Annotated in this window: 22 protein-coding genes; all 22 read right to left on the reverse strand. The window is 29.5% G+C overall.

The window, feature by feature from the left end:
• Positions 1–19: 19 nt before the first annotated feature.
• Entirely contained in the window at positions 20–715 is a 696-nt protein-coding gene (locus J2S15_RS06665; protein WP_307406653.1) for a hypothetical protein, read from the reverse strand.
• A 58-nt stretch (positions 716–773) separates the two neighbouring features.
• Positions 774–1,862, reverse strand: coding sequence for a leucine-rich repeat domain-containing protein (locus tag J2S15_RS06670; RefSeq protein ID WP_307406655.1), 1,089 nt, complete (start codon positions 1,860–1,862; stop codon positions 774–776).
• Positions 1,863–1,916: 54 nt separating this feature from the next.
• Positions 1,917–2,171 (reverse strand): hypothetical protein, encoded by a 255-nt coding sequence (locus tag J2S15_RS06675; RefSeq protein WP_307406657.1) that lies wholly within the window; start codon positions 2,169–2,171, stop codon positions 1,917–1,919.
• A gap of 163 nt (positions 2,172–2,334) precedes the next feature.
• On the reverse strand, positions 2,335–2,793 hold the full coding sequence (locus tag J2S15_RS06680; protein WP_307406659.1) for a hypothetical protein: 459 nt from the start codon (positions 2,791–2,793) through the stop codon (positions 2,335–2,337).
• Between the two features lie 166 nt (positions 2,794–2,959).
• On the reverse strand, positions 2,960–3,205 hold the full coding sequence (locus J2S15_RS06685) for a hypothetical protein (RefSeq protein ID WP_307406661.1): 246 nt from the start codon (positions 3,203–3,205) through the stop codon (positions 2,960–2,962).
• A 30-nt stretch (positions 3,206–3,235) separates the two neighbouring features.
• On the reverse strand, positions 3,236–3,754 hold the full coding sequence (locus J2S15_RS06690; protein ID WP_307406663.1) for a hypothetical protein: 519 nt from the start codon (positions 3,752–3,754) through the stop codon (positions 3,236–3,238).
• Between the two features lie 141 nt (positions 3,755–3,895).
• Positions 3,896–4,249, reverse strand: coding sequence for a hypothetical protein (locus J2S15_RS06695; protein ID WP_307406665.1), 354 nt, complete (start codon positions 4,247–4,249; stop codon positions 3,896–3,898).
• A gap of 23 nt (positions 4,250–4,272) precedes the next feature.
• Positions 4,273–5,004 carry a DUF7674 family protein gene (locus J2S15_RS06700; RefSeq protein WP_307406667.1) on the reverse strand — a complete coding sequence of 244 codons (732 nt, stop codon included), beginning with the start codon at positions 5,002–5,004 and terminating at the stop codon, positions 4,273–4,275.
• A gap of 99 nt (positions 5,005–5,103) precedes the next feature.
• A complete protein-coding gene (locus tag J2S15_RS06705; RefSeq protein WP_307406669.1) occupies positions 5,104–5,403 on the reverse strand; it encodes a hypothetical protein in 300 nt (99 codons plus the stop codon).
• A gap of 8 nt (positions 5,404–5,411) precedes the next feature.
• Positions 5,412–10,178, reverse strand: coding sequence for a DUF4132 domain-containing protein (locus J2S15_RS06710; protein WP_307406671.1), 4,767 nt, complete (start codon positions 10,176–10,178; stop codon positions 5,412–5,414).
• Complete coding sequence (locus J2S15_RS06715; protein WP_307406673.1) at positions 10,178–10,579, reverse strand: hypothetical protein; 402 nt, start codon at positions 10,577–10,579, stop codon at positions 10,178–10,180. Before J2S15_RS06715 ends, J2S15_RS06710 begins: the two co-directional genes overlap by 1 nt.
• Positions 10,580–11,088: 509 nt before the next feature.
• Positions 11,089–11,937 carry a hypothetical protein gene (locus J2S15_RS06720; protein ID WP_307406675.1) on the reverse strand — a complete coding sequence of 283 codons (849 nt, stop codon included), beginning with the start codon at positions 11,935–11,937 and terminating at the stop codon, positions 11,089–11,091.
• A 320-nt stretch (positions 11,938–12,257) separates the two neighbouring features.
• Positions 12,258–12,506, reverse strand: coding sequence for a hypothetical protein (locus J2S15_RS06725; protein WP_307406676.1), 249 nt, complete (start codon positions 12,504–12,506; stop codon positions 12,258–12,260).
• Between the two features lie 91 nt (positions 12,507–12,597).
• Positions 12,598–13,257, reverse strand: coding sequence for a hypothetical protein (locus tag J2S15_RS06730; protein ID WP_307406678.1), 660 nt, complete (start codon positions 13,255–13,257; stop codon positions 12,598–12,600).
• Between the two features lie 21 nt (positions 13,258–13,278).
• Entirely contained in the window at positions 13,279–14,550 is a 1,272-nt protein-coding gene (locus J2S15_RS06735; protein WP_307406680.1) for an RHS repeat domain-containing protein, read from the reverse strand.
• 355 nt (positions 14,551–14,905) lie between these two features.
• Complete coding sequence (locus tag J2S15_RS06740) at positions 14,906–15,040, reverse strand: hypothetical protein (protein ID WP_307406681.1); 135 nt, start codon at positions 15,038–15,040, stop codon at positions 14,906–14,908.
• Between the two features lie 98 nt (positions 15,041–15,138).
• Entirely contained in the window at positions 15,139–16,413 is a 1,275-nt protein-coding gene (locus J2S15_RS06745) for a sensor histidine kinase (protein ID WP_307406682.1), read from the reverse strand.
• Positions 16,413–17,126, reverse strand: a complete 714-nt coding sequence (locus tag J2S15_RS06750) for a LytR/AlgR family response regulator transcription factor (RefSeq protein ID WP_307406684.1) — start codon at positions 17,124–17,126, stop codon at positions 16,413–16,415. Before J2S15_RS06750 ends, J2S15_RS06745 begins: the two co-directional genes overlap by 1 nt.
• The gene (locus J2S15_RS06755) at positions 17,123–17,701 is read right to left on the reverse strand and encodes an accessory gene regulator B family protein (protein WP_307406685.1); all 579 of its coding nucleotides are present in this window, start codon (positions 17,699–17,701) and stop codon (positions 17,123–17,125) included. Before J2S15_RS06755 ends, J2S15_RS06750 begins: the two co-directional genes overlap by 4 nt.
• A 165-nt stretch (positions 17,702–17,866) precedes the next feature.
• Entirely contained in the window at positions 17,867–19,267 is a 1,401-nt protein-coding gene (locus J2S15_RS06760) for an aryl-sulfate sulfotransferase (protein ID WP_307406688.1), read from the reverse strand.
• 121 nt (positions 19,268–19,388) lie between these two features.
• A complete protein-coding gene (locus J2S15_RS06765; RefSeq protein ID WP_307406689.1) occupies positions 19,389–19,721 on the reverse strand; it encodes a hypothetical protein in 333 nt (110 codons plus the stop codon).
• 50 nt (positions 19,722–19,771) lie between these two features.
• Positions 19,772–21,982 carry an RNA ligase gene (locus J2S15_RS06770; protein ID WP_307406691.1) on the reverse strand — a complete coding sequence of 737 codons (2,211 nt, stop codon included), beginning with the start codon at positions 21,980–21,982 and terminating at the stop codon, positions 19,772–19,774.

Below are 21,982 nucleotides of genomic sequence, written 5' to 3' on the forward strand. Positions count from 1 at the left end.
ATAAATAATTTATTTGTACTTAATACTTATCATCACCTTTGATTATTTCATTACTTTTTTCAAATTCAGTTGGTTTAATTTGCTTTAAAGTAATCATTATCCAAATTAAAGCAAATATAATTTCCAATCCTAATAACCAGAAAACAAAATGAAAATTATTTCTATACACAGGATATCGTGAAGTTATATATACAACCATAATAGTACAAATAGGTAAAAGTATGCAGGGTAAACTAATAAGTACTGTCTTCATAGCATATCGAAAGGATTGGTCATTTTTCCTAGCAATCATTCGCGCATATTTTCTATACCATTTTCTATGCTTACATTCACCAAACATAAATTGTTCACTATCTTTATATAATTCTATATATTGATTTACTTCATATTCAATCTCTTCTATCGGTTTCTTTTTTAATTTATTATAATCTTTTAGATACATACTAACATTACTGGAGTCTATACCTGAATAATGGATATGAAAATTTGGACATGCTCTCATTAAATCACTTAAGTACGGAATATAGATAGTATTACCATCTATCCATATCTTGCCTTTCAAAAATGAAGGGAGTTCTTCTTCTATTGAAATTATATGAATTAAAAATAATATTTTTTCTGATTTATCAAAGTATTCTTCGGGATTCTTTAATTTAGTCTGTCTACTGCATAGCATTGATAAAATGATGTCTTTCTTGATAATTTCAAAAATCATTAAACTCTCCTTTCATATAGAAATGGTTTCTCCTTCTAAATATAACTTAGTTGATTAATTAATAATAAATATAGTTCAAGTTAAACTCTATAGCATACTGTTCAGCAAGTGATCCTTCCTTTACTCGAAGTATAATATCATCTGGAAAAATAAATATATTATATTCAGGAAACTTTACAACTGAAGCTGGTATATATAGTTCTTCAAGATTATAAGGATGATATCCAAATGCTGCCTCTATCTCTTCTACTCCATCTGGAACATAATATCTTCTAGTATTACTTCCTTCTGGGTATGCTATTAATCGCTTCATTTCCTTATCAAAGAGAACACCATCGATTGAGATAAAATTAGGATTTAATGGATCCACTTCTATAGAGGTTAACCTTATACATCGAAAGAACGCACTACCATCTATGTTCTCAACTGATTTTGGAATAACTATTGACCCCAAAGAATAACACCGATAAAAAGCACTTCCTTCAATAGTTTTTAGCGTATCTGGAATTTCAATTTGTGTCAAATGAGTACGTTGATAAAATGCATTCCATCCAATCCCAGTAACTGGTTTTCCATCTAAACTTTCAGGTATTATTGCTTTTGACATAGTACCATCAAAGTCAGTTATCGTGATTGTTCCATCGACTTCTTCATAATAGTACTGTCCGGATCTATATTCTATATTCTTAAGCGATTCCTCGTAGACATCAGGACAATATGCCATATCCCCATTCATGTATGTTGTATCGTATATATCTTGAAAATATGCAGTTAAATCTTCAACATCAAATCCAGAATCATTTAAAAATTCATCCTTAGCTTTTTTACTGATTTCCGATTCGCTCTCTTCACTCCAATCAGAATTAGGATCGGAATTATAAAGTACACTACGATAGCTTGAGTGTCCTTCAATACGACTAAACCAAGCAGACTCTACTTCTCCATTCTCTATTGTAATAGAGAATCCATTTTTTCTGTTACTTACATGAATATAAATAATATCATCTTCCTGCGTATCGTTGTAACAAGAAGTGTAATGATTCTCTTCAAAATATTGATTTATTTTTTCACCTGTTGTAGACATACAGCCACTAAATAGTAGTATAGCTACGGTGACGATTATAGATTTTTTAAATATTCTTTCCATTTCCCCCATCACCTTCTTATCATTTAATTGATTAACATATTTTAAGAATTCATCTTATTTAACTATATCCCATTTAAATAATTCTTTAAAATCTTCGAAGCATTTATCGCAAATCCAATATTTATTATCTAAAGTTAAGTAACCAAATATAGAACAATCAATAACATCAGTACAATCCTCCATAAACTTGTGCCAACAGAATATACAGTGCTCATGTTCATTAGTTTTAGACGATACATACCTTGTATATTTTAGTGAAACATTTATCAGATAGTCCTCTTGCCCATTTAATCTCCAATCATTTTCCATTATATTTATCTCCGTTTCAAAAGTTGTTACCATTTAGCAACAAATGTAATTTTACCTACTGTTTTTCTGCTTAGTTAATTTTCATTATTATTCACAAACCTAATAATTCTATTAATATTAATCAATTTTCTTAGAATAGCAGTCTAATGCTTTATTTAAAATATTATTTGTTTTCTAAAATCATTTTTGGTTTCATCCATAACGATACCAATTCATTATCTACTATTACAACACCTATATTTTCTGCAAACATAATTGCATCTTCAAGTGTATCTTTATCTCCTACACATACCCATCCACTGTTCTTATCAAAATAAGTAAGCCAATCATTACATTCCTCTAATGTACATCCAATTCCTTCAATGAAATCTCCTTCACATTCAATTACCCCATTTTTAAAGTCAGGCACTTTTAGACTTGTCTTTTCCCACACACGATCTGGATGCAATCCCCATACTGAAACAAATTTGTTATTAATTACATCTACAGATATTTGTAAGTAATGAATTAAATATACAAATGTTCCATATTTATTTGACAAGAAATCGAAAGAATATTCATATTTTCGATAGATCAACTCACCTTCAGTAATTTGATTAGAATAATAATATTTTACTTTCATATATATCACTTCCTATTTTAAAACTTAATCAATTGCTTTTATACTATTTGTATAATTCTGATATAACTTATAAACTATGAATTCATTATTTTCTCTAAATCATATCCGAAAGAATCTTTTTTGCTAATTTAGTTTTTATTATTCACAGATAATTGATTTACTTAATTCACATAAAGAGATTTCCTATTTCATCAATTAATTTTTCTAATCGTATTCCATAATTATTTGGCTCATAATTTTCATTAAACCCTTTAGCTATTAATTCGCAGCCTACAACATCTCGTAATTGATTATAAAAACTTTCGGTGTATTTTAAAGTATTAACATCTTCAACCATTAGTATGAGTTCAGGTCTCCATTCTTTTAGACATTTTTTTAACAGCGTATTAGACTCTATAGATAAATCAATCATATTCTCCCTCCTAATCCTCACATTGATTATTTATTCCCAATTTACAGTATCAACAAATAACCCTAACTTTTCAATTTCATCAATTATTGTTTCACTCAGATTATCACATACACAATACATATAATAATCATATCCAAACGTAATTTTAAATGCTTGATTCACATCATTAAGTTCACACCATAGTTGTTCACGAAGAATCATAGCAATTATTAATTTAATATCTTCTTCATTAAGAATCATTCCGTTCTTGGACAACTCAAGTAAACTTTTTACCCTTTGATTAGGTAATGCAAATACTCTATCTTGAATTTCATAATGAGATGACCATTTTTCAATTCTTTCTATAACAGTTGAAGAAGATTTAAAGTCTCTCATAATAATCAGAACTGCATTTATATATGCATTTTCCACATTCAAATATGTAGATTTTTCAAGGATTGTTCCATCGAACGTCATCCCTATATCGCTTACTGCTGTCCAATCATCTACAGTATATGCTCCATTTTTTGCTCTATACTCAGGATTATATTTTGTTATTCTGTATCTCATTTCAACTTCCCTCAACAAGGCTTCTTTATTCAGTCTATCTAATTCTCATTTAAAACAATTTATATTTTTTTAAAAACTCCAAGAATGATGTATTTTGAATATCATTTATAATTTCATTATCTTCTGACCACCATGCATCACCTATGTATTTTTTTCCACTACATATGTCCACTCAATTTTATCTTTCACAATTCTTGTATCTTTTCTATATAGATTAATATGTCCTTCATCATCTATTTGAACTATGTAATCATCGCTTAGTTCATATGCACAAGCGAAGTAATCATTATTCTTTCCTGTATCTTTTATCTTATTGTAATAACTGTATAGTTTCTCAAAATCTCCATCTTTATAATACTTTGCTAGAATTTCTTCCTGTGATATTGAATCAATCTCATCTGCGACCTTACTGTCATAATTCCACAAATCAATTTCATCCACATTTATACTACTGTATTCCTTCAAAATTTCTTTTCTAATTATAACCCTTTTCATAATATACCTCCTATCAAAACCTACTACCTATCATTTTCAAGCCAATGGTAAGTATCTAAGTTAGATTGAATATTTTTATACCCCTTTAACAAAGATAATGCTTCTTCTTTTATTCTTATAATCTCATCATCAAGTTTATCTGGTATTATTGACTCAAAGTCTTCTAATAAGCATCCATCCTTTATCAATTCTATTATTTCTTTTTTTACCTTCATCTCTTCCAATGTAATAAAAGTGTATGGGGAGAAAAGTCTTCTGTCAATTTCATTTATACTTATTGCATCGCACTGTAGAGATTCTAATAAACCAATAATTGCAATTAGTAGGAATCTTTCTATTTCTTTTGAATCATCTAAATTTATTTTTAGATTCTTTTCTTTTTCACTTTGATTTAAAGAATCATAACTCTTTTTTAACCTGTTATAAACTAAAGATGTTTCTTGACCCATTAAGTCTTGTAAATATTCATCATGTTTTAAAATACTAAGACTACTTTCTAAAACACTCAAAGTAACAACATCTTTTACATATGCATTATTCATATTTAACAAGTCTTCTATAAATTTAAAAAGTTTTTTTACTTCATCGATATTTTCTTCTTCAATGCAATTAATAAAGTAAGGAGTAAAAACATCTCCATATACTACATGAGATCCTGTGGAATCTCCTTCCTGCCAATTTACTTCGTCTAAATATTTACTTTTTAGATTTGGAAATACTTCAATGATTTTACGATTAAGTTCTTCTACTATCATTGTTTTACCTTTCACTTTCAAACATTTTATTAAATAATTTTTGAATTTTACACTTTAACTTTTATTATAAAATTTAGTCTGTATCATTTTTCTCCATTATTAAAATAAAACTTTCACGCTCATCTTATTCCAATAATTAACAAAGTAACCTTCACCAACTTCACCCTTAATAACCAAACTCCATACGTCATCAAAATACAGCGAGTTATCATTATCTGCTAGAATCAATTTATCATTTAAACGAGTAATACTAATAACTTCATCATTGTATCTAAGTTCTATTTCTCTTCCCATTTCAATCAACTGCATTAACGCAGCAATGGAGTGATTTTGTAATAGTTCAGTTGTTAATAATTTATGTAAGCTTATATTGTTTTCAATAATTTTATCTTTTTCCATATTTTACTCTACCTTATCTGCTCAAGAATACTTGGATCCTTAATCTTATTATCTTCAGCAAACATTACTATTTTTGATATTATTTCTGCAGATTTTGGATCTTCATCAAAGAATGGTAAATATACTTTTCCTCTTTGTCCACTAAATACAGGAACAATATGAATCTCCGCTCCACCACTTTGATGAATTAATCCACTTCCAAGATGAATACTATATTCATTTAATACACCTTTTATATTCACAAAATGATCCTGTACTTCTATATTATCCAACTTCATAAGTTGAGCAGTATATTTTACCATTGATCTTCTAAGTTCAATGGTAGAGAAAGAAGTGACAGGATCTACACCACCTACATATGCTGTACTAACTGCAAGATCAATATCTCTCATTATCTCACTAAACAATACATCATCAATATCTTTTATCTGGATACTACTAAATCCTGTTCTATCTCTAAATTCAATATAATCAATACTTGGTGCCTCAATTTCACTTGGTGAAAACCAGTCTGCATTAGCATACAAATTAACTACTAAATTACTTTTGTAATATACTCTTTCCAATCTGTTCTCATAACTAATATTCCACCCTCTTCCTTTAAGTGTGGCAGCTGCTTTTTTAGCTTGAATTTGATATCCTGTATAACGATTGGTGCAATAACCAGTAAACTCATCATTTAATTTTAAATACAGTTCTCTAAACACTTGTTTGAATGGTTGAATTATTTTATTGGTAAAAATATACGCCTGAAAATCTTGCCATACTCCTGCTTCATATAAGTCATATGAATGAGCTATATATACTTCTTTTTCTATAGCAACTATATTCTCCTTGTTTACGATTTTTCCTTTATCATAAAAACCAAAATTATCATTGCTTTTTAATACTAATTTTTTCATAATTGGAGCAACAATAGGATTGTTCATAATTATTTCAATTTCATCTTTATCAAACATCATACGTTCTTCCAGTGCATTTTCTAATGTTTTTCTAGAACGCTTGTATTGTTCACTCCAATTTTTATGTACTTCTTTAAGTCTTAAAATCTTATCATGATTTCTTAAATTTTCTGGAATTGATTTTTGAATTTTATCATTCTTTCTCACTTTAATTTCATTTTTTCCATTTTCATCTATTTCAATCCACACTTCAATATCTTCAATAGATTGTGGATTCAATACATCAGCATTTTCAGAAACCATTACCCCTTCTAAGAACCAGCTTAAACGAGTAACTGTTTCAAAACGTGAATTTCTAGCTAGATTCAACATTGCTATATCACATGCACGTTTTTCACTCGCCTGTCTTTGAGAACCATAATTTTTTGACTCTTTTTCAAATTTTTGTATTATCATATAACGTTCTAATAAATCTTTATCTTTTTTCATTTCCATGACACAATATGCATTTAATGAGTCTTTATTCCTTTTCTCATTTATTTGTTTAAGCAATACTTTTTTATCCGTCTTTCCTAAACAAGCATCTGCATACTTTTTAGCTCTTGAATGATTTGAATTATCACATAGGAATTTTGATGCATTATAAATCATTTTGAATCTCTTCTCGCCTAGAGATGCATATATTCTTTTACACCATTCACCATCAAAAGCACCATCACTTAATTCATTTGGTTCTAAAGATGTATAATGAGCAATTTCTGCTTTCTTTTGCGCATAATCATAGTGCTTCATATGTGCAATGAAATAGTAGCAAGCTTCTTTTAAACTATCCCACCCTAAGACTTCCACTATTGTGTCGATCCACTGAGGAGCCAGCATTGCAACTTCCACAAGTCGTTCTTCTTTTATGTTTGCATCTCGTAACTCTTGAATATCATCTGAATCCAATAGATATGAATGCTTAATAACGCTCACAAAAACTGAAGTTCTACTATGTGGATCATTTGTACTTCTAGTAATTTTTTCTTTTTCAATTTCTCTTAATGCAAAAAGTAAATATTTGATTCCTGGAAATACTGTAATTTCTTCAATATAACGAGTAGCATCTGTCTCTTCATTTATTCTTTGTTGCTCCATTGCAAGCAATGTTTCCATAATTTCTACCAAAGTTTCTCTTAATAAAGCAATTACTTCCTTATCTATCTCTTTATCCCCAACCAAATAATTACTCATGTCAAATGTTGGTACTTTCTTTTGATACATATCTTGAAAATAAGCAATTAAACACGCTTCACGAATTTTATTATCTTCTCCCGAATAGCCATACCCATTTTCGATATATGTATTCAGAATATTTTCATATAACACCTCTTTAGGTAACATATTCAAATGAACTGCTCTAGCAATATGGAATGGATGAATTGTGTATTTTGATCTTGCATCTTTACTGCATTCAATATTAAAGTTTACATAACTTTTATACTCTAATGGAAATTTTTCTTTAAATTCTTCATCTGTATCATAGTAAGATAAAAAATCAGAGGAATAATAATTCAGCCTTGCTCCTGTTGAAATAATAAATCTGTCATGCATATAGTATTCTTGTTCATACTCTCTTCTTTTAGCATATTCATTGATGAACTGAATCAACATGTATTTTTTATTTATATTTTCTGTACAATTTCTTTCTTTACAAAAATGCGTAATAATGGAAATTACTTGCCATATATAAGGTATTGTATTAATTTCAGTATTTGTTATAGCAAGAAAACTTGAAGAAACCGTAAACTCATCTTCAAATACACTATCACGTGGAACTGTTAATATGAGATTTAATTCATATAAAATATCTTCTGATAAATTATCTTCCTCAAAATAAGAACGCCATAGTTCTGCTAACGGAAGTGCATCTAACCCTCCAACTTGATAATTCAAAACAAATGAATGCATACTATTTTTTATTTGACAATATTCTCTACCATTGTAGTATTCTTCATTTTCATGTTTCAATAATCTTTCCGTCCATTTTTTTAGATAATTAAATACCTCTTCTTTATTCCATACAAAAATAGAGTCTAAACATTCTGTTCTATTATCCTCATCTTCTTTTCTAATCAATTTATCTTGATAGGGTAAATCATAAATCATTTTTGGTTTATAAAAACCAAATCCATCTTCTTTTCCTAACAGTTTAACTGTCTTACTTTCCCCTAATATTTGAGGAACTTTATTCTTTAGTTCAATAGATGCATCTTTAAGTATATTATTGTTTGAAGCAGATAACCTGTTGTACACATCTTTAATAATATGAATATCTTGTTTTGATAAAATATCAATTATCAACGCTCGATTATATGTTTTCTTAGTTGTGAGTTTTCTTTCTAAAAATCTAATTTCTTTATCTGTTAAGTCCATTCTTTTATATTTAATAGCACACCAGTCTGCAAGTTGCTGTTTTGATGAAATAATACCTTTTTCCATAACCTGCAATTTTACATCATGGGATGCATTATCAAAATACCTTTGCATAAATGTATCCAGCTCATTTTCATAGTACTGTGTGCTTACATTCATATACGGCATAAACAAATCAACATTTTCTTGAGTAGGAGCCTTTTTAACAATTTCATGCATACATGCTGCAATCTCATTTTTACTTACACGAACCCTAAACCACTCAAACCCTTTTGAACTATATGTCTGAGATGCTTTTAGCTTTGGTAAGCGCTCAGCAAATTCACTCATCAAAAACTCTGCTTCTTCATTACTGAATGGCATGAATTCGAAATAAAATCTATTGTATTCAGATAAAATCAATCCTTGAATCCATTCATCATCTTTATACTTCTTTAGTAAATATGAATGCGCTATTAAATTGAATCTACATGAAAGTTTAAAGTATACTAAGGCAGCAGCTACAATATGTCTTTCTTTGCTGTCTAGCAAATGGAGAACCTCTTGAGTAGCCTCTTCTATAGAATAAATACCTTTTACATATAAGGCTAAATAAACTTCTAACGGATTATTTGATAATAATCCTTCTTTGCGACATTCATCATTCTTTAGATAAGAATGTATAATATTCAATATATACTGAATGTCTTTCTCTTTCGCTGTCTTATAACTTATACCAGTCCATTTCATTACACCACGTTGTACAGATGAAAACCTATACAATTTTTCTTTCAATATTACATCTATTATTTCCATAAAGTAAGAAATACTATTTTCGTTAACTGTTTCAACTACAGCCTGACGTAATCCTTCTTGAAGTTTTGCAGCTAGAAAAACTTGAGTCAGTAAATCTTGCAACTCTTTATTGTTACTTTGTTCAATAGCAATAATTACATTTCTAGTCAAAACTCCTGTATTATTTTCACTCATCAAAACATCTTTACAATACTGAATAACCTCTTTATTATTATTCAAAAGTTCTGCAGTAATAATGCAATGTAATTGAGATTGTCTAGGTAAGTCACGATACTCTCCATATATTAAACTTTTTATAGATAAATTTGCTCCATAAAAAACATAAAAAGCTCCAATTGTACTAATTATCTTAAATTTATAATTGAGTATATTATCACTCCTGGTATCTACCTTTATTCTTCCCATACTACAAGAATACTTTCTAATATTCTGTAAGTAGAGAAGTAATGCATCTGAATTATCTTTCAACAAACCTTTAAACTCATTATTTTTTGTTATCAATTCTTCTAGAGTATCTTCAAAATGTTCCGTATTACTATGGATAAAGTAAAAATCAAAATACATATCTTCAACTTTTTCGGTTAACTCTTTCTCTAAATCACTCAGTCCATGTAACGTCTTATTATAATCCAAAAGTCTTTTTTTCAGTTCTTTTGCTTCCATTACCATAACCTCCCTGCTAACATAACAAATCTTATAAACACAAACGTATCATAATCTTTTATATCTAACTTTTCATCTAACGACGTACACTCTTCTTCATTCCACCAAACTCGAAACAATCCATCTATAAAATCTAGAATCATTACTTTTATTGCATGATCCAATTCTTCTTTATTATCATTATAAAATTTCGAAAAAGAGACCTTCCCCAATTTAGCTTGATCTTCTATTATATCTTTTGTTAGATTTTTAATCTCATTTTTGTTGTAATGTTCATTATATACTTGTACAGTTACTGCAATCAAAAGTTCTTTTAAAGTAGTAACTGTAGGTATTGTATATTCAATTATTTCCTCTTTATGTGCTGAACTGGCCTTCTTTTTCACAACCCTTATTTTCATAATCAGTTTTCTCCTACCTTAATTTTTCTATTATATGCATAAAAAAATCATACAATCATTTTAGATTATATGACTTTTGTTTATTATAAAAAGACCGTTTACGGCTAAGTTACTATATTTCGTATCTTCTCTCCTATTTGCTTTTGTTTCCCTCTGCAATTTAGAAAGTGATAAACTTTGCTCCTCCATAAAGTTTGTCTCCTTGTTTATTGCCCATTATCTGTCTGTTTTTATTATACCAAAAATTTTAATTTTATTAAATTCTTTAAAATTTAATTCAAAAGAATCAGACTCACTTAAGAATCTGATTCTTCATTTACTTATATCATATCTATTAATAGTAAATCTTATTTGCATAATATAGCTAAGAGTTAAATACTAAGTTTTCTCTTTACTAGAATAATAAAAATGATTGTTAGCACTTCATTTTAAATACAAGCTTCATCTTCAATTATACACATTACTTTCTCGTAATAATGCAGTAATTATTTGTTTTTCTAATATGTATATTAGTTATCTTTTCTCCAATTGCTATAAACATCTTGAAAACTTACGAAGTGAGAACTATAATTATTTACTGCAAAATCATCATTCATCTCCTCGCAATCAATTATTAGATTTTTTTCTTTCTCTTTATGTAAGGTTACTAAACTCATTTCTTTTTCACAAGCAAAAATCAATTGTACATATGAATGTAAAACTATCATTTTGAATTTCATTTCTTCTTTACCTATAAAATCTTCATCATGAAACCATATATTATTACGTAAGAAAGTAAAATGGATCTGCATATAGTACTCTGAACAACATATTAAAACTTTTATTTCATTAAAGTCACCTACTATTGTTTCTATTATACTTAATAATATTTCACATCTTGCCTCTAAAGATTTTGAAATTTCATATTGATTTCTTATATTCTCAATATATTTTTTTGATTCATAGGATAGTTTATCTTGATTTCTCACTCCATAATTCCGAATAATATTCTGATAATTATGTTTATCTTCTGCGATACTATCCTCCAAATTATCATTGTTATTTTGATCTAATCCAATTTCTAAAAAATCACTAAATGCTTTAAATCCTTTCTCGTCGTTTCCAAATACTCTTATAAGTAACCCTCGAGAAGAAATTAAAGAATTGTTTAATGACGCTGAGTATTTATTAAATAACCAATTTTCTATTTTTAAATTTAAGTTCAGACTAAATGAGTATTTTCTTCCAAAAAGATAACCATCTATAAAAGTATTTAGATAGTCTATTCTTCTTTTTATTAAATACATTTCAGGTTTCGAAATGACTTCAGAAATAAAATTTAGAAATTCTATTTTTTCTTTTTCTTGTATTTTATCCATAATAAAACCTCCTTTTATACAAAGTATTATGCATATGCAGAATACTTTGCAGGATCAATTGTTCTTATGCTACCAAATTGTCCCCAAATCTCTCGTGACACTTGATTTTACTTTCTATACTTCACTTATGACTATATTATATAAATCTATTCTTGTTGCATCATTATATGAACCTGCTCCACCCAAGAAAAATACTTAAACGATCTTAATACATTCCCACTTGGATCTATAATATTTATAAAATCAACTATCTCTTTTGCTATTTTGTCACACTATCTAGTAACAACTATATTAATATTGAACACTTCAATTACATTTTACTAATTATCCTTTAATATTTCATCTAGTTGTTCTTTAGGATTCCATCCAATAGGAGCTTTCCTTGCTTTCGAAAACCATTTATAGCCACTTTTGACCCATTTTGATCTCCATGCGTTAATACCAGATTCTTTTTCCGGATAATCATTAAATACAAAACCTCCTGCAGTGTGTGTAACATCCGAAGGAATATATGTTCCATAATATCCATAATCTTGAAGTATTTGGTCTCCATCTATTTCTTCCCACACTATTGGTATTCAATCATATTAATTGTGTCTTTTATTAATACAGCATTTCACATTCTAAGCAACAAAAAATTATTTCCTTTTCGTTCTCAACTTAAAATGGCAACTTTAATTTTTCAATATTTTCTTTTATATTTTCTGTTAAATATTCATTACTTTTTTGAGGATCACTAAAAACTTCTTTTGGGATTTTTAGCAAACGCATATATGCATCAGTCTTAAATACCTTTTCACCTGTGAATATGCTTTCAACGTTATTCAAAGCATATTCATAATCTTTCTTTGCTTGATCATAGTTTTTATAATATAACTCTATAAGGATTTTTATGTAGTTCTTAAAATTAACCATCCCTCCAGCTGTTGCTTCTAGTAAAATTTCCTTCTTTTCATATTGTTTCAGTATAGGAAACACAATATTTACAAATATATCATAAAAATCATTAAAGGCTTTTTCGCAATCTTCATCTGTTTCTAACGGCCACCAAAATGATTTATCGTAGGGCGATAACTTATCAAATCTCGTATTCCTCGTATTCCCTAAGAAACTTCCTGGATAAAGTGGTTCATATAGTATAAAAATATTATAGTTTGCGGTTATTCTTCCTCCACTACTAAGACGTTGTATATGAATTTCTTGAACGATATCATTATCTGTACGCCTTACAAATCTATTTGTTCTCTGTCGATTAAACCCATACTCCCTCAACTTCTTCGTAAATTGTCTTAAATATTTATTAAATACCTTATTATCCATAATACATATTCACTCCTTTCTTTACGGAAATGCAGGTTTTAGACGTTCTAAAATTGGTATTGATATAGGTATAGAAGCTGGATTAACAATCGCTGCCGCTACTGCACCTACAAGAGCAAGTGCAAAGACTCCTTCTGGAGTAAAAATTGCATTAACTGCTCCTTCCACATATGGCTTTGCTGATTTTCCAAAATTATAAAATGGATTTTCATTCTTGTAAGCTTCAACTTGCTTATTTATGATTATACAATATGCTTCCCACTCTTTTTGAGTATACCTATTCTTTAAAAAATCAGGAACTGGATTTGGGTTAGGTGATTTAACCTTATCTTTATCTTTTACCATTTCAAACACTAATGTTGGTATTTCTTTTCCTATAAATTTTCGCTCTGGTTGTTCATAACTAACTAATCTAGTAGTATAACCTGCAGTTTGAGTCTGTACATCTATATAGTAATCTGCATATGAGAAAGACATTGGTGCTATGTATATTGGTCCGCCTCGTCTTATGGGCCTTTTTAGAGCATCAGGAGCCGCAAGAATATAACGATTCAATTGATTCTGACCTTCAATTTCTTGACCTTGCGGTTTAATTTCCCATACCTCTCCTGTAGATTCATTAAATAAATCCATTTTTTGAGCATATGGCCATATCGCTGTAGGTTTCATATAGCGCTCAGGAGTCAACCATGGATGCTGTATTACATATCTTGCTTGGACTATAATATGCCCAAAACCTTGAGCTAAAGCATTGTTCCCATCCTTATCTACATATTTATATGGATTACTTAATGTATAGTTATATCTATTCTGTGTAGCTACATTCTCTGCTTCTCCAGCATAGTTGTTATCTATCTGAATAAAGTTTCCTGTACTTGGATTATAGTATCTTGCTCTTAAGTATATCAATCCATTTGATTGTACATACTCTCCATTATAAGCATGACCTTCTTCTTTTGTGTTACTAACTCCATAATAACTATAGCTGTGAGTGGTAATTTCTTCATCTTCATCCACTTCTGCTATTACAGATCCATTTAATCCTACTACTTCTTTATCATTTCCTGATAATACAATCTCTTCATTTGCATATACATTACTTTCACCATTCTCTTGTAACACTACTGCATACTCTTGATTTCTATCTAATGTATAGTATGTTATCTCTGGATCTTTTCTATATGAGCCTTCTTTATGTGCTGTTACTTCTACATCGCATGTATTATCATTCGCTTCTCTTTTTGCTACTTGTTCTCTCAACATTTCAAATGTTTCATTGTGATCTTTCTTCACATCTTTAAACTCCATGTTGACAGTGTAATTATACCATGTAAGCATTGGGTAATCACGAACATCTATTTTTACTTCAGTGATTCTTTCTATTTCTGAATTATAGAAAAATATGTTTATCTTTATAAAAAAATCAGGCTTATTTCGACCTGATTTTTCAGATTATATAAAATAAATTTATAAAATCTATATATAACCTTTTCCTATTTTCTTTCTACTGCTTTACACCCTGATTTTAAAATTATGTCTCCCATAAAGCTCTTCCTCTAAGGAAATTAGTTACCTTTCTTTTCAAGAAAATCTATTTCCTTCTCAGTATAACCCTCTTTCCTATCATGTAATAGTTACACGCTTCCTTTTACTTGTTCTTGAATTTGTTCAAAGCTTCTGGTTGTTTAGGTTGACTCATTCTAGCAATTGATGCACAAGATAGTGTACCAACTGATTTTTTCAAACAAACATTTGACATTTTCTTTAGTAAAAGTTTTTTCATTTGAAGACCTCCATTTCTGTATAGAATTAATATATACCAAAAAGGAGGTTTTGTATCACTTTTGTGACAATCGGTCACTGAGAAGTGATAATCGGTAATTATTTGATTAAAATTGAGCAATAAAACCGATTATTGTCTTCATAAAAATCAACTGTACCATCATATCGTTTTACAATTTCTTTGATACTTTTGACTCCATATCCATGACCTTTGCTTTCTTTAGTAGTTTCTAAATTTTCATTATTTTCTAAAACACTATTTTTTATTCTATTACTCACTGTGATATGTAGATATTCATTCTTGTCTTCAATTCTAACTTCTATGGTTTTTCCTACGCAGTTTTCTATTGCATTATCAATTGCATTTCCTAGCAGAATTACTAAATCAACATCATTAATAAGTAATTCATGGCAGAAATTCAAAACAAACCTCATTGAAAGTCCACGTTCCGATGCAACACCATTTTTTGTATTTAAAACATAATTGATTATCTCATTCGAAGTTAATATAACCTTGTTATTTAGCTCACTATTCTTGGAATGTGCTTGAACTGCATCAATTGCTTCACTATATCTCTTTTCTCTAAGTAAAAAATCGATATGTGATAAAAAATGTTTTAAATCATGCTGAATTCTTCCTGTTTCGCGATTTACTTCTATTGCCATTTCATTTAAACCTTTTTGATAATCTAATGCTTGCAATTTCAGCTCATTCTCTAAGTTCTTTTCATTGGTTACTTGCATTTTAAAGAATACGATAAACACAGCAATAACTAGCAGTAATAATCCTACTAGCGCAATTGTTACATCCATCAAGTTTACATAATTCAAGTAAAGGATATCTTCTAAACTAATATAAATAAGTAATGCAACTATAGAGAATGCCGCAAAACCAATAAGCACACTAAATTGTAATGATGATTTAAGTTTTCTCCTTTCCTTGGCAATGATTAAACTCACAATTAAGAATACAAACTTATTTATCAATGTACTAATTTCATAATAGTTTTGTAAAACTTTTGATGTATCTACAGTGCCATACATAATTAACGAAGTAATGATAACAACTAAAATCCCAACTAGTGCGAGAAGTTGAACTGTAAAAATACTTATATATCCTTTTTCTATAACACTTCCTTCTGCAAATACTAATAACCAAGGAAAATATGCCCACAAAGGAATTAATAACATAAAGTATTTTTCATATCCTAAATAAACATTCATTACTGTAACTCCAACAACTAAATATAATACCCAAATTATAAAATATACTGCATTAAATGATGTTTTCATCCTGAAATATCTAGTTAAAAAGAAGACAGCAGTTATTGCCTCTACAAAATTAATAAATAAATCAAATAATGATATTGGCATTAAACGTCACGCTCCATCAAATATTTTTCATAATCTTCTTTGAAATCATGGAAATATCTTCTACTAGTTCTTAGATTAAAGTTATTTTTCAAGTAAATATCATAACCATTAAGTCGTGTTACACATGCTAAATTCACACATGTACCTGAATTAATCATACTAAAATGATGCTTTTTTAAATCTATTTCTTCATTTAATGCTTTCATAGTTTTCACTTCGTAAAAATCCCCATAATTTAGAGTAGCGGTCAATAGTTTATTATCAATTTTTTCAAAATACAAAATGTCACTGTACCTAAGGGCTGCTTTATTTCCTCTTGTTTCAACAATATAACGTTCCTCACGTTTTGAAAATTTCTCATATGCACGATGTAACGCATCATTCATATCTGCATCAAAATGATCTTTCCTTACAAAATAGAATGCCGAAAATTTAAAAGAATCATACACAAATTCATTATGACTAGAAACAAATAGAAAAATTGCATCTGAATATTTCTTTTGAATTTTTACAGCTAATTCAAAGCCACTGATTTCTGGCATATCAATATCAAGGAAATATAAATCAAATTCTTTTTTCATAATTCTAGGATCAGAAGGATTAGAATAGGAATGCACATCACAATCTTTGAATACTCTTTGAGATTCAATAAATCTTCTCATCGTTTCTAAATACAGTTGATCATCATCAACAATACATATCGTTTGACTCAATCTAAATCACCCCTTTCATTAAATAGTAAACCTAACATCATTAGTATTGCATTCATAAAAATTGGAATTACTAGAGTTAATGCATAATAAACTTCGTTATATACTATTAATCCTATAAATATTAACGAAAACATACAAATTAATAAAATACTCCTTTTTTTATATTGCTTCATCTCTATTTTTGATAATGGATTATGTTCATGCGTAACTGGTGCTTTCACACAAATAAATAGACTCGATATTATAAATGTAATAATTATTATTAAAAGTGGAACCTCCATATTAATCACAAATAAATAATATATACCATAAGCAAATAAATAACTTACATTGCATCCCCAATACGTTTTTGCATGATATCCACCAGTATATTTACGAAGCGACTCAAAGAATACTATAAACATTGCGGTTTCAATCCAAAAGCCACTGAATATACAAAATATAATTTGAATAGTGAATCCCACCATATAAGATAGAATTAACTCCAAACCATGTTGGTATATCTCTCTTTCGTGTTCTAACACATCATTTTTTTCAAAAATACTAATTATTTTTGCTGCTATTGCCTGTATCATTTTATCCCTCTATTTCTTATTTAAACAGGAAATTAGTTTTCCCCATTGTTACCTACTCCATTATTATAGCACAAACACAGGCGAATAAAGATGCCTTCATAAAACTTATACAATGTAAACATGCTCATCATAGTATAGGAAAAAAGTACGTCATTACGACGCACTTTAGTATTTTTTTTCTATTAATTTGTTGATTGTTAAAACTGACAATAACGCAAGTGACATAAATAAAACAACATTTGTAGTATCACCTGTAGCAGGTGCTATAGCATTAGAACTTGTTGTATTACTACCACTGTTAGCAGTATTAATTCCATTTTGGGTTTGGTTTGATTCTTGGTTTTGATTATAGTTTTGTCCTTGGTTACCATCAACTGGTGGAATTACAATTGTATCTTCCTCTGAAGTAATTTTAAATTTCATTGCGAATTCTTCACCATTCATAGTCCATGACAGAATATACGAACCATCCGAGCTCTTAACTGCACTACCATATACTTCTTTTCCCTCAGAATTTAAAACATCATATGTTGCTTTATGTGTTCCATCTAAATTGGCAGTTATTACTTTTGCTCCATAGTCAGGAAAAGTACCTGCTCTTGCAACATATACATATCCATTTGTATTCACAAATGTATCATGTATACTAAATCCTTCGTACTCACTTTCCCATTCAACATCACCATTAGAATCACACTTTACAACAACACTATAGTCTGTACGAACTCCTTCAGCGTTTATTTTAATTTCAACAGCCGAATATATGAATCCTCCATCTGAAGTTGCAGAAATTGACGTAAAGTTAGCAAAATTTCTCGTTGCTGATGGATATAATTTTGATGAAAGTACATTTCCACTCTTATCTACTTCAACAACAAAAACCACTCTACCTGGAGCTGCTGAAGCTCCATCAAGACTTCCAGCAATTAATACTGTTCCCCTTGTTGTAATTGTTGAGTCAGAGAAATTATTTGCTGATCCATCTTCAATATTATGATAATTCTCAGAAACTAGATTTCCATTTTTATCTACTTTAACTATATTTACTTTGCTTGATCCTTCTCCAGTAGCTAAATAGGTACCATCGTCTAATTCTACTACTTTATGAAAAATATCAAAAGATGTGTATGAAGTTTTATACTGCCACTCTTCATTACCATTTGCATCTATCTTTACCAGAAAACCATCTCCATGAGTAGTATCTCTAGTAACAAGAGTATATCCAGCTGCTAAATATCCTCCATCACTCGTTGGAATGATATCCCAAAGTTCATCGTTGCCTTCTGTTCCATATAATTTTTGCCATTCAATTTTTCCTGACGAATTATATTTTGTTACAAAACCATCTGTAAACCCTCTGACAGATTGATTAGGTAAATTTGCAGAAGTTTGTCCTGCAACAACATATCCACCATCAGGAGTAGCTGCTACAGCTCTACCATATTCACTTCCATCTGTCGTACGCTCGTTATACCATACTTCTTCTAGTCCTTCTTCTGCATGCAATGTCCCTGTAAATGTAACTAAGATTGCAGCAAAAAGACCAATTTTAAATAATCTTTTCATTCTTTCCCTCCTAAGATTATGAAAGCGCATTCACTTCCTTTTTGATTATACCATATTCTTTTTTTGATTAATATATACAGTTTAGGATACAAAAAAGTTACAGTATAAACTGCAACTTTCGTTAGACTTCTTGAATAATATCAATTATTCTTGTAACTCGTTTCTTTAACTTCTTCTTAGGAATTGCTCCAAATCCTCCAGTGATTCCCATTTCCCCTAGGAATATTCCTGGTAATAAAGCAAACTTAATCCAAGCTCCAAGAACAACTGTTCCTTCAAAGTATTCAACTTTTAAATACTCAGGTCCTGTTAAAATTCCATAACCTTTCTTAAAGACATCTTCCCCTTTATAATTGGTTAATTTAAAACCTTCTTGGTCCATATAGTTTTGAACCTGTACTTCTAATTGTTCCTGATTTCCATCAAAAACAAACTCTTCTGTATATCTAGCCATGTATACCCTCCATTATATCTTCACTATTATACCAACTACATCACTGTAAATCAATTTACAGTTTTAATATGTTCAAGATATCTTTTTCTTAAACTTATAATATCTTCTTCTAAGACTTCATCGTCAAGTTCTGCAATAAATAAGAAGAATGATCTTGCATCTTCATCTAAGTTTTTTGGTGCTTTCTTATGCCTTAACCATGTATCTTTTGCACCACGCATTCGCTTCCAATACTTATAGTATGCTAATTTCATTTTAAACATAAATCCTGAAGCATCTTCACAGACAAACCCTTCTATGTATTCTCCATCAAATTTATATTCTTTATCATCAATTACTCGATCATGAAATTCTTTGAATGATGCAAAGTCATCAAACACAAAACATACTTCTTTGAATCTGCATCCAATTCCTTTTGCACATGCTTTTCCTTGATTATTATCTTGTCGTTCAAATTCAAGTTTATTGTAGATACAATCAAGTAAAATAAGTTCTGGTTTATCATATTCAATCATATGTGTATCAAATGGTGGAGCGATTACTTCAAAGACTAATGTACAATTATGTTCTTTTGTATACTTCTTAATAAACTCAACATCATACATTCCACTATATAGTATCTTTTTAAACTCTACTGCAAAGTCTCCATCAAGTGAACCTTTCGTTCCTACAATTAAATCATCAGTTGCATCTAAGTAACTGACAAGTCCTAAATAACCATTATATTTATGATACAGGGTAAGTGGGAAGATTAACTTCTTTTCTAATGTAGATAATCTTGTTTCACTCACTTCTCCTGTATTCATAAATTTCTCATACCCACGCATGACTACTTCATTAGTTTTGGTATTGATGAATAATCCTCTAGCTTTCATTGTTAATGCATTCCATTTCTGTTTTGTGAAAGCTTCACGGGTAAAGTTAAATGCTGATATATCATTATCAAACACATTCTCACGAATGAATTTACTCTTTCTTAATTCATCAACAATACCACCACTGCTTAAGTCAAAGTTATTGTTATCACGGGTTGTTGGTAATGAAGTCATTCCAAATACATTGTTCTTTACTTCAATACAATCAAATCCTGATTCATCTAAAACTACTGCACGTAAATGTCCACCAAATTCTACTTCACCTTCTAAACAGAAGCATGATGTATTTACTTGAATATCACTTTTTTGAATATTACGATGTCCAAAAATCTGATAGATATTTTGGTCATTTTCAAATGCAGTACAAACTTCTATCATTTCTTCATAATTTCCTACTCCCTTAATTAACTGGTAAGTAGGTACTTTATAAATATCTTTATCTAATACTTTAGAGATACCACCATGATCTACTAATACCGTTTTATCTCCGTATGTATAACTAGCTAACTGTAATAATGACTTACAGAATCCTTTAAGTTCTTTTCTAGAGAATGATTCTAAGTCTTTCATTGTATCTGTTTTGAATCCACGATTACGAATCTTGTGGATGTCATCATTTGCATAATGAAGAATCCATTGTTCATGGTTTCCCTCTAAAAACAATAGATTAGGCCTTTGATAGTTTTGAAGAATCCACTTCATAACTTCTTTGTTTTGAATTCCTCTATCTAAATAATCACCACAAAAGATATAAAGTTCATCTTCTTTGATTACTCCATTACTGTAAGTATCAAAGTATTCCATTAATACATCATAACATCCATGGATATCGCCAATGTGATGAATCTTCTTATAGTTTGAAAAGTCTCTAGGTGCATACAGTTTTTCAATTTCTTCTTGATAAGTATCTGTACTAACAATCTGAATTCCACCTGGCACTGCCTGTGTATCAAAACGTTTATACATACGATCAATTACATGTTCAGGCACATACTTATAATACTGTTCTCCATTCAATCGCATTTCATTTTGTTTCTTTGCCTGTTCAATTGGGACATTACTCATATCTACTAACAGTACTCGATAACGATATTCTTCTGCCAGTTTCTTATAACGTTTGATTTCTGAACTGGTTGATGCTGTTGCATCAATTACCGTAAAAATACCATCTGCCATTCTTTGTTCAAGAAGTTCATATAGTAATTTCCATGTTGATTTTTCCTTTTCTAAGGATACGATTTCTCTTCCCTCACTACTCAATACAATTCCATGATGCATCAGTCGAATGTCATCTGGACATAAGGTATAAGGTTCTAATTGGTGTTTTCTAATGAATGTACTTTTCCCACATCCTGGCGCACCACGCATAATAACTAAAATTCTCAT

The organism is Breznakia pachnodae (genome assembly GCF_030814225.1).
Classification (GTDB): domain Bacteria; phylum Bacillota_I; class Bacilli_A; order Erysipelotrichales; family Erysipelotrichaceae; genus Breznakia; species Breznakia pachnodae.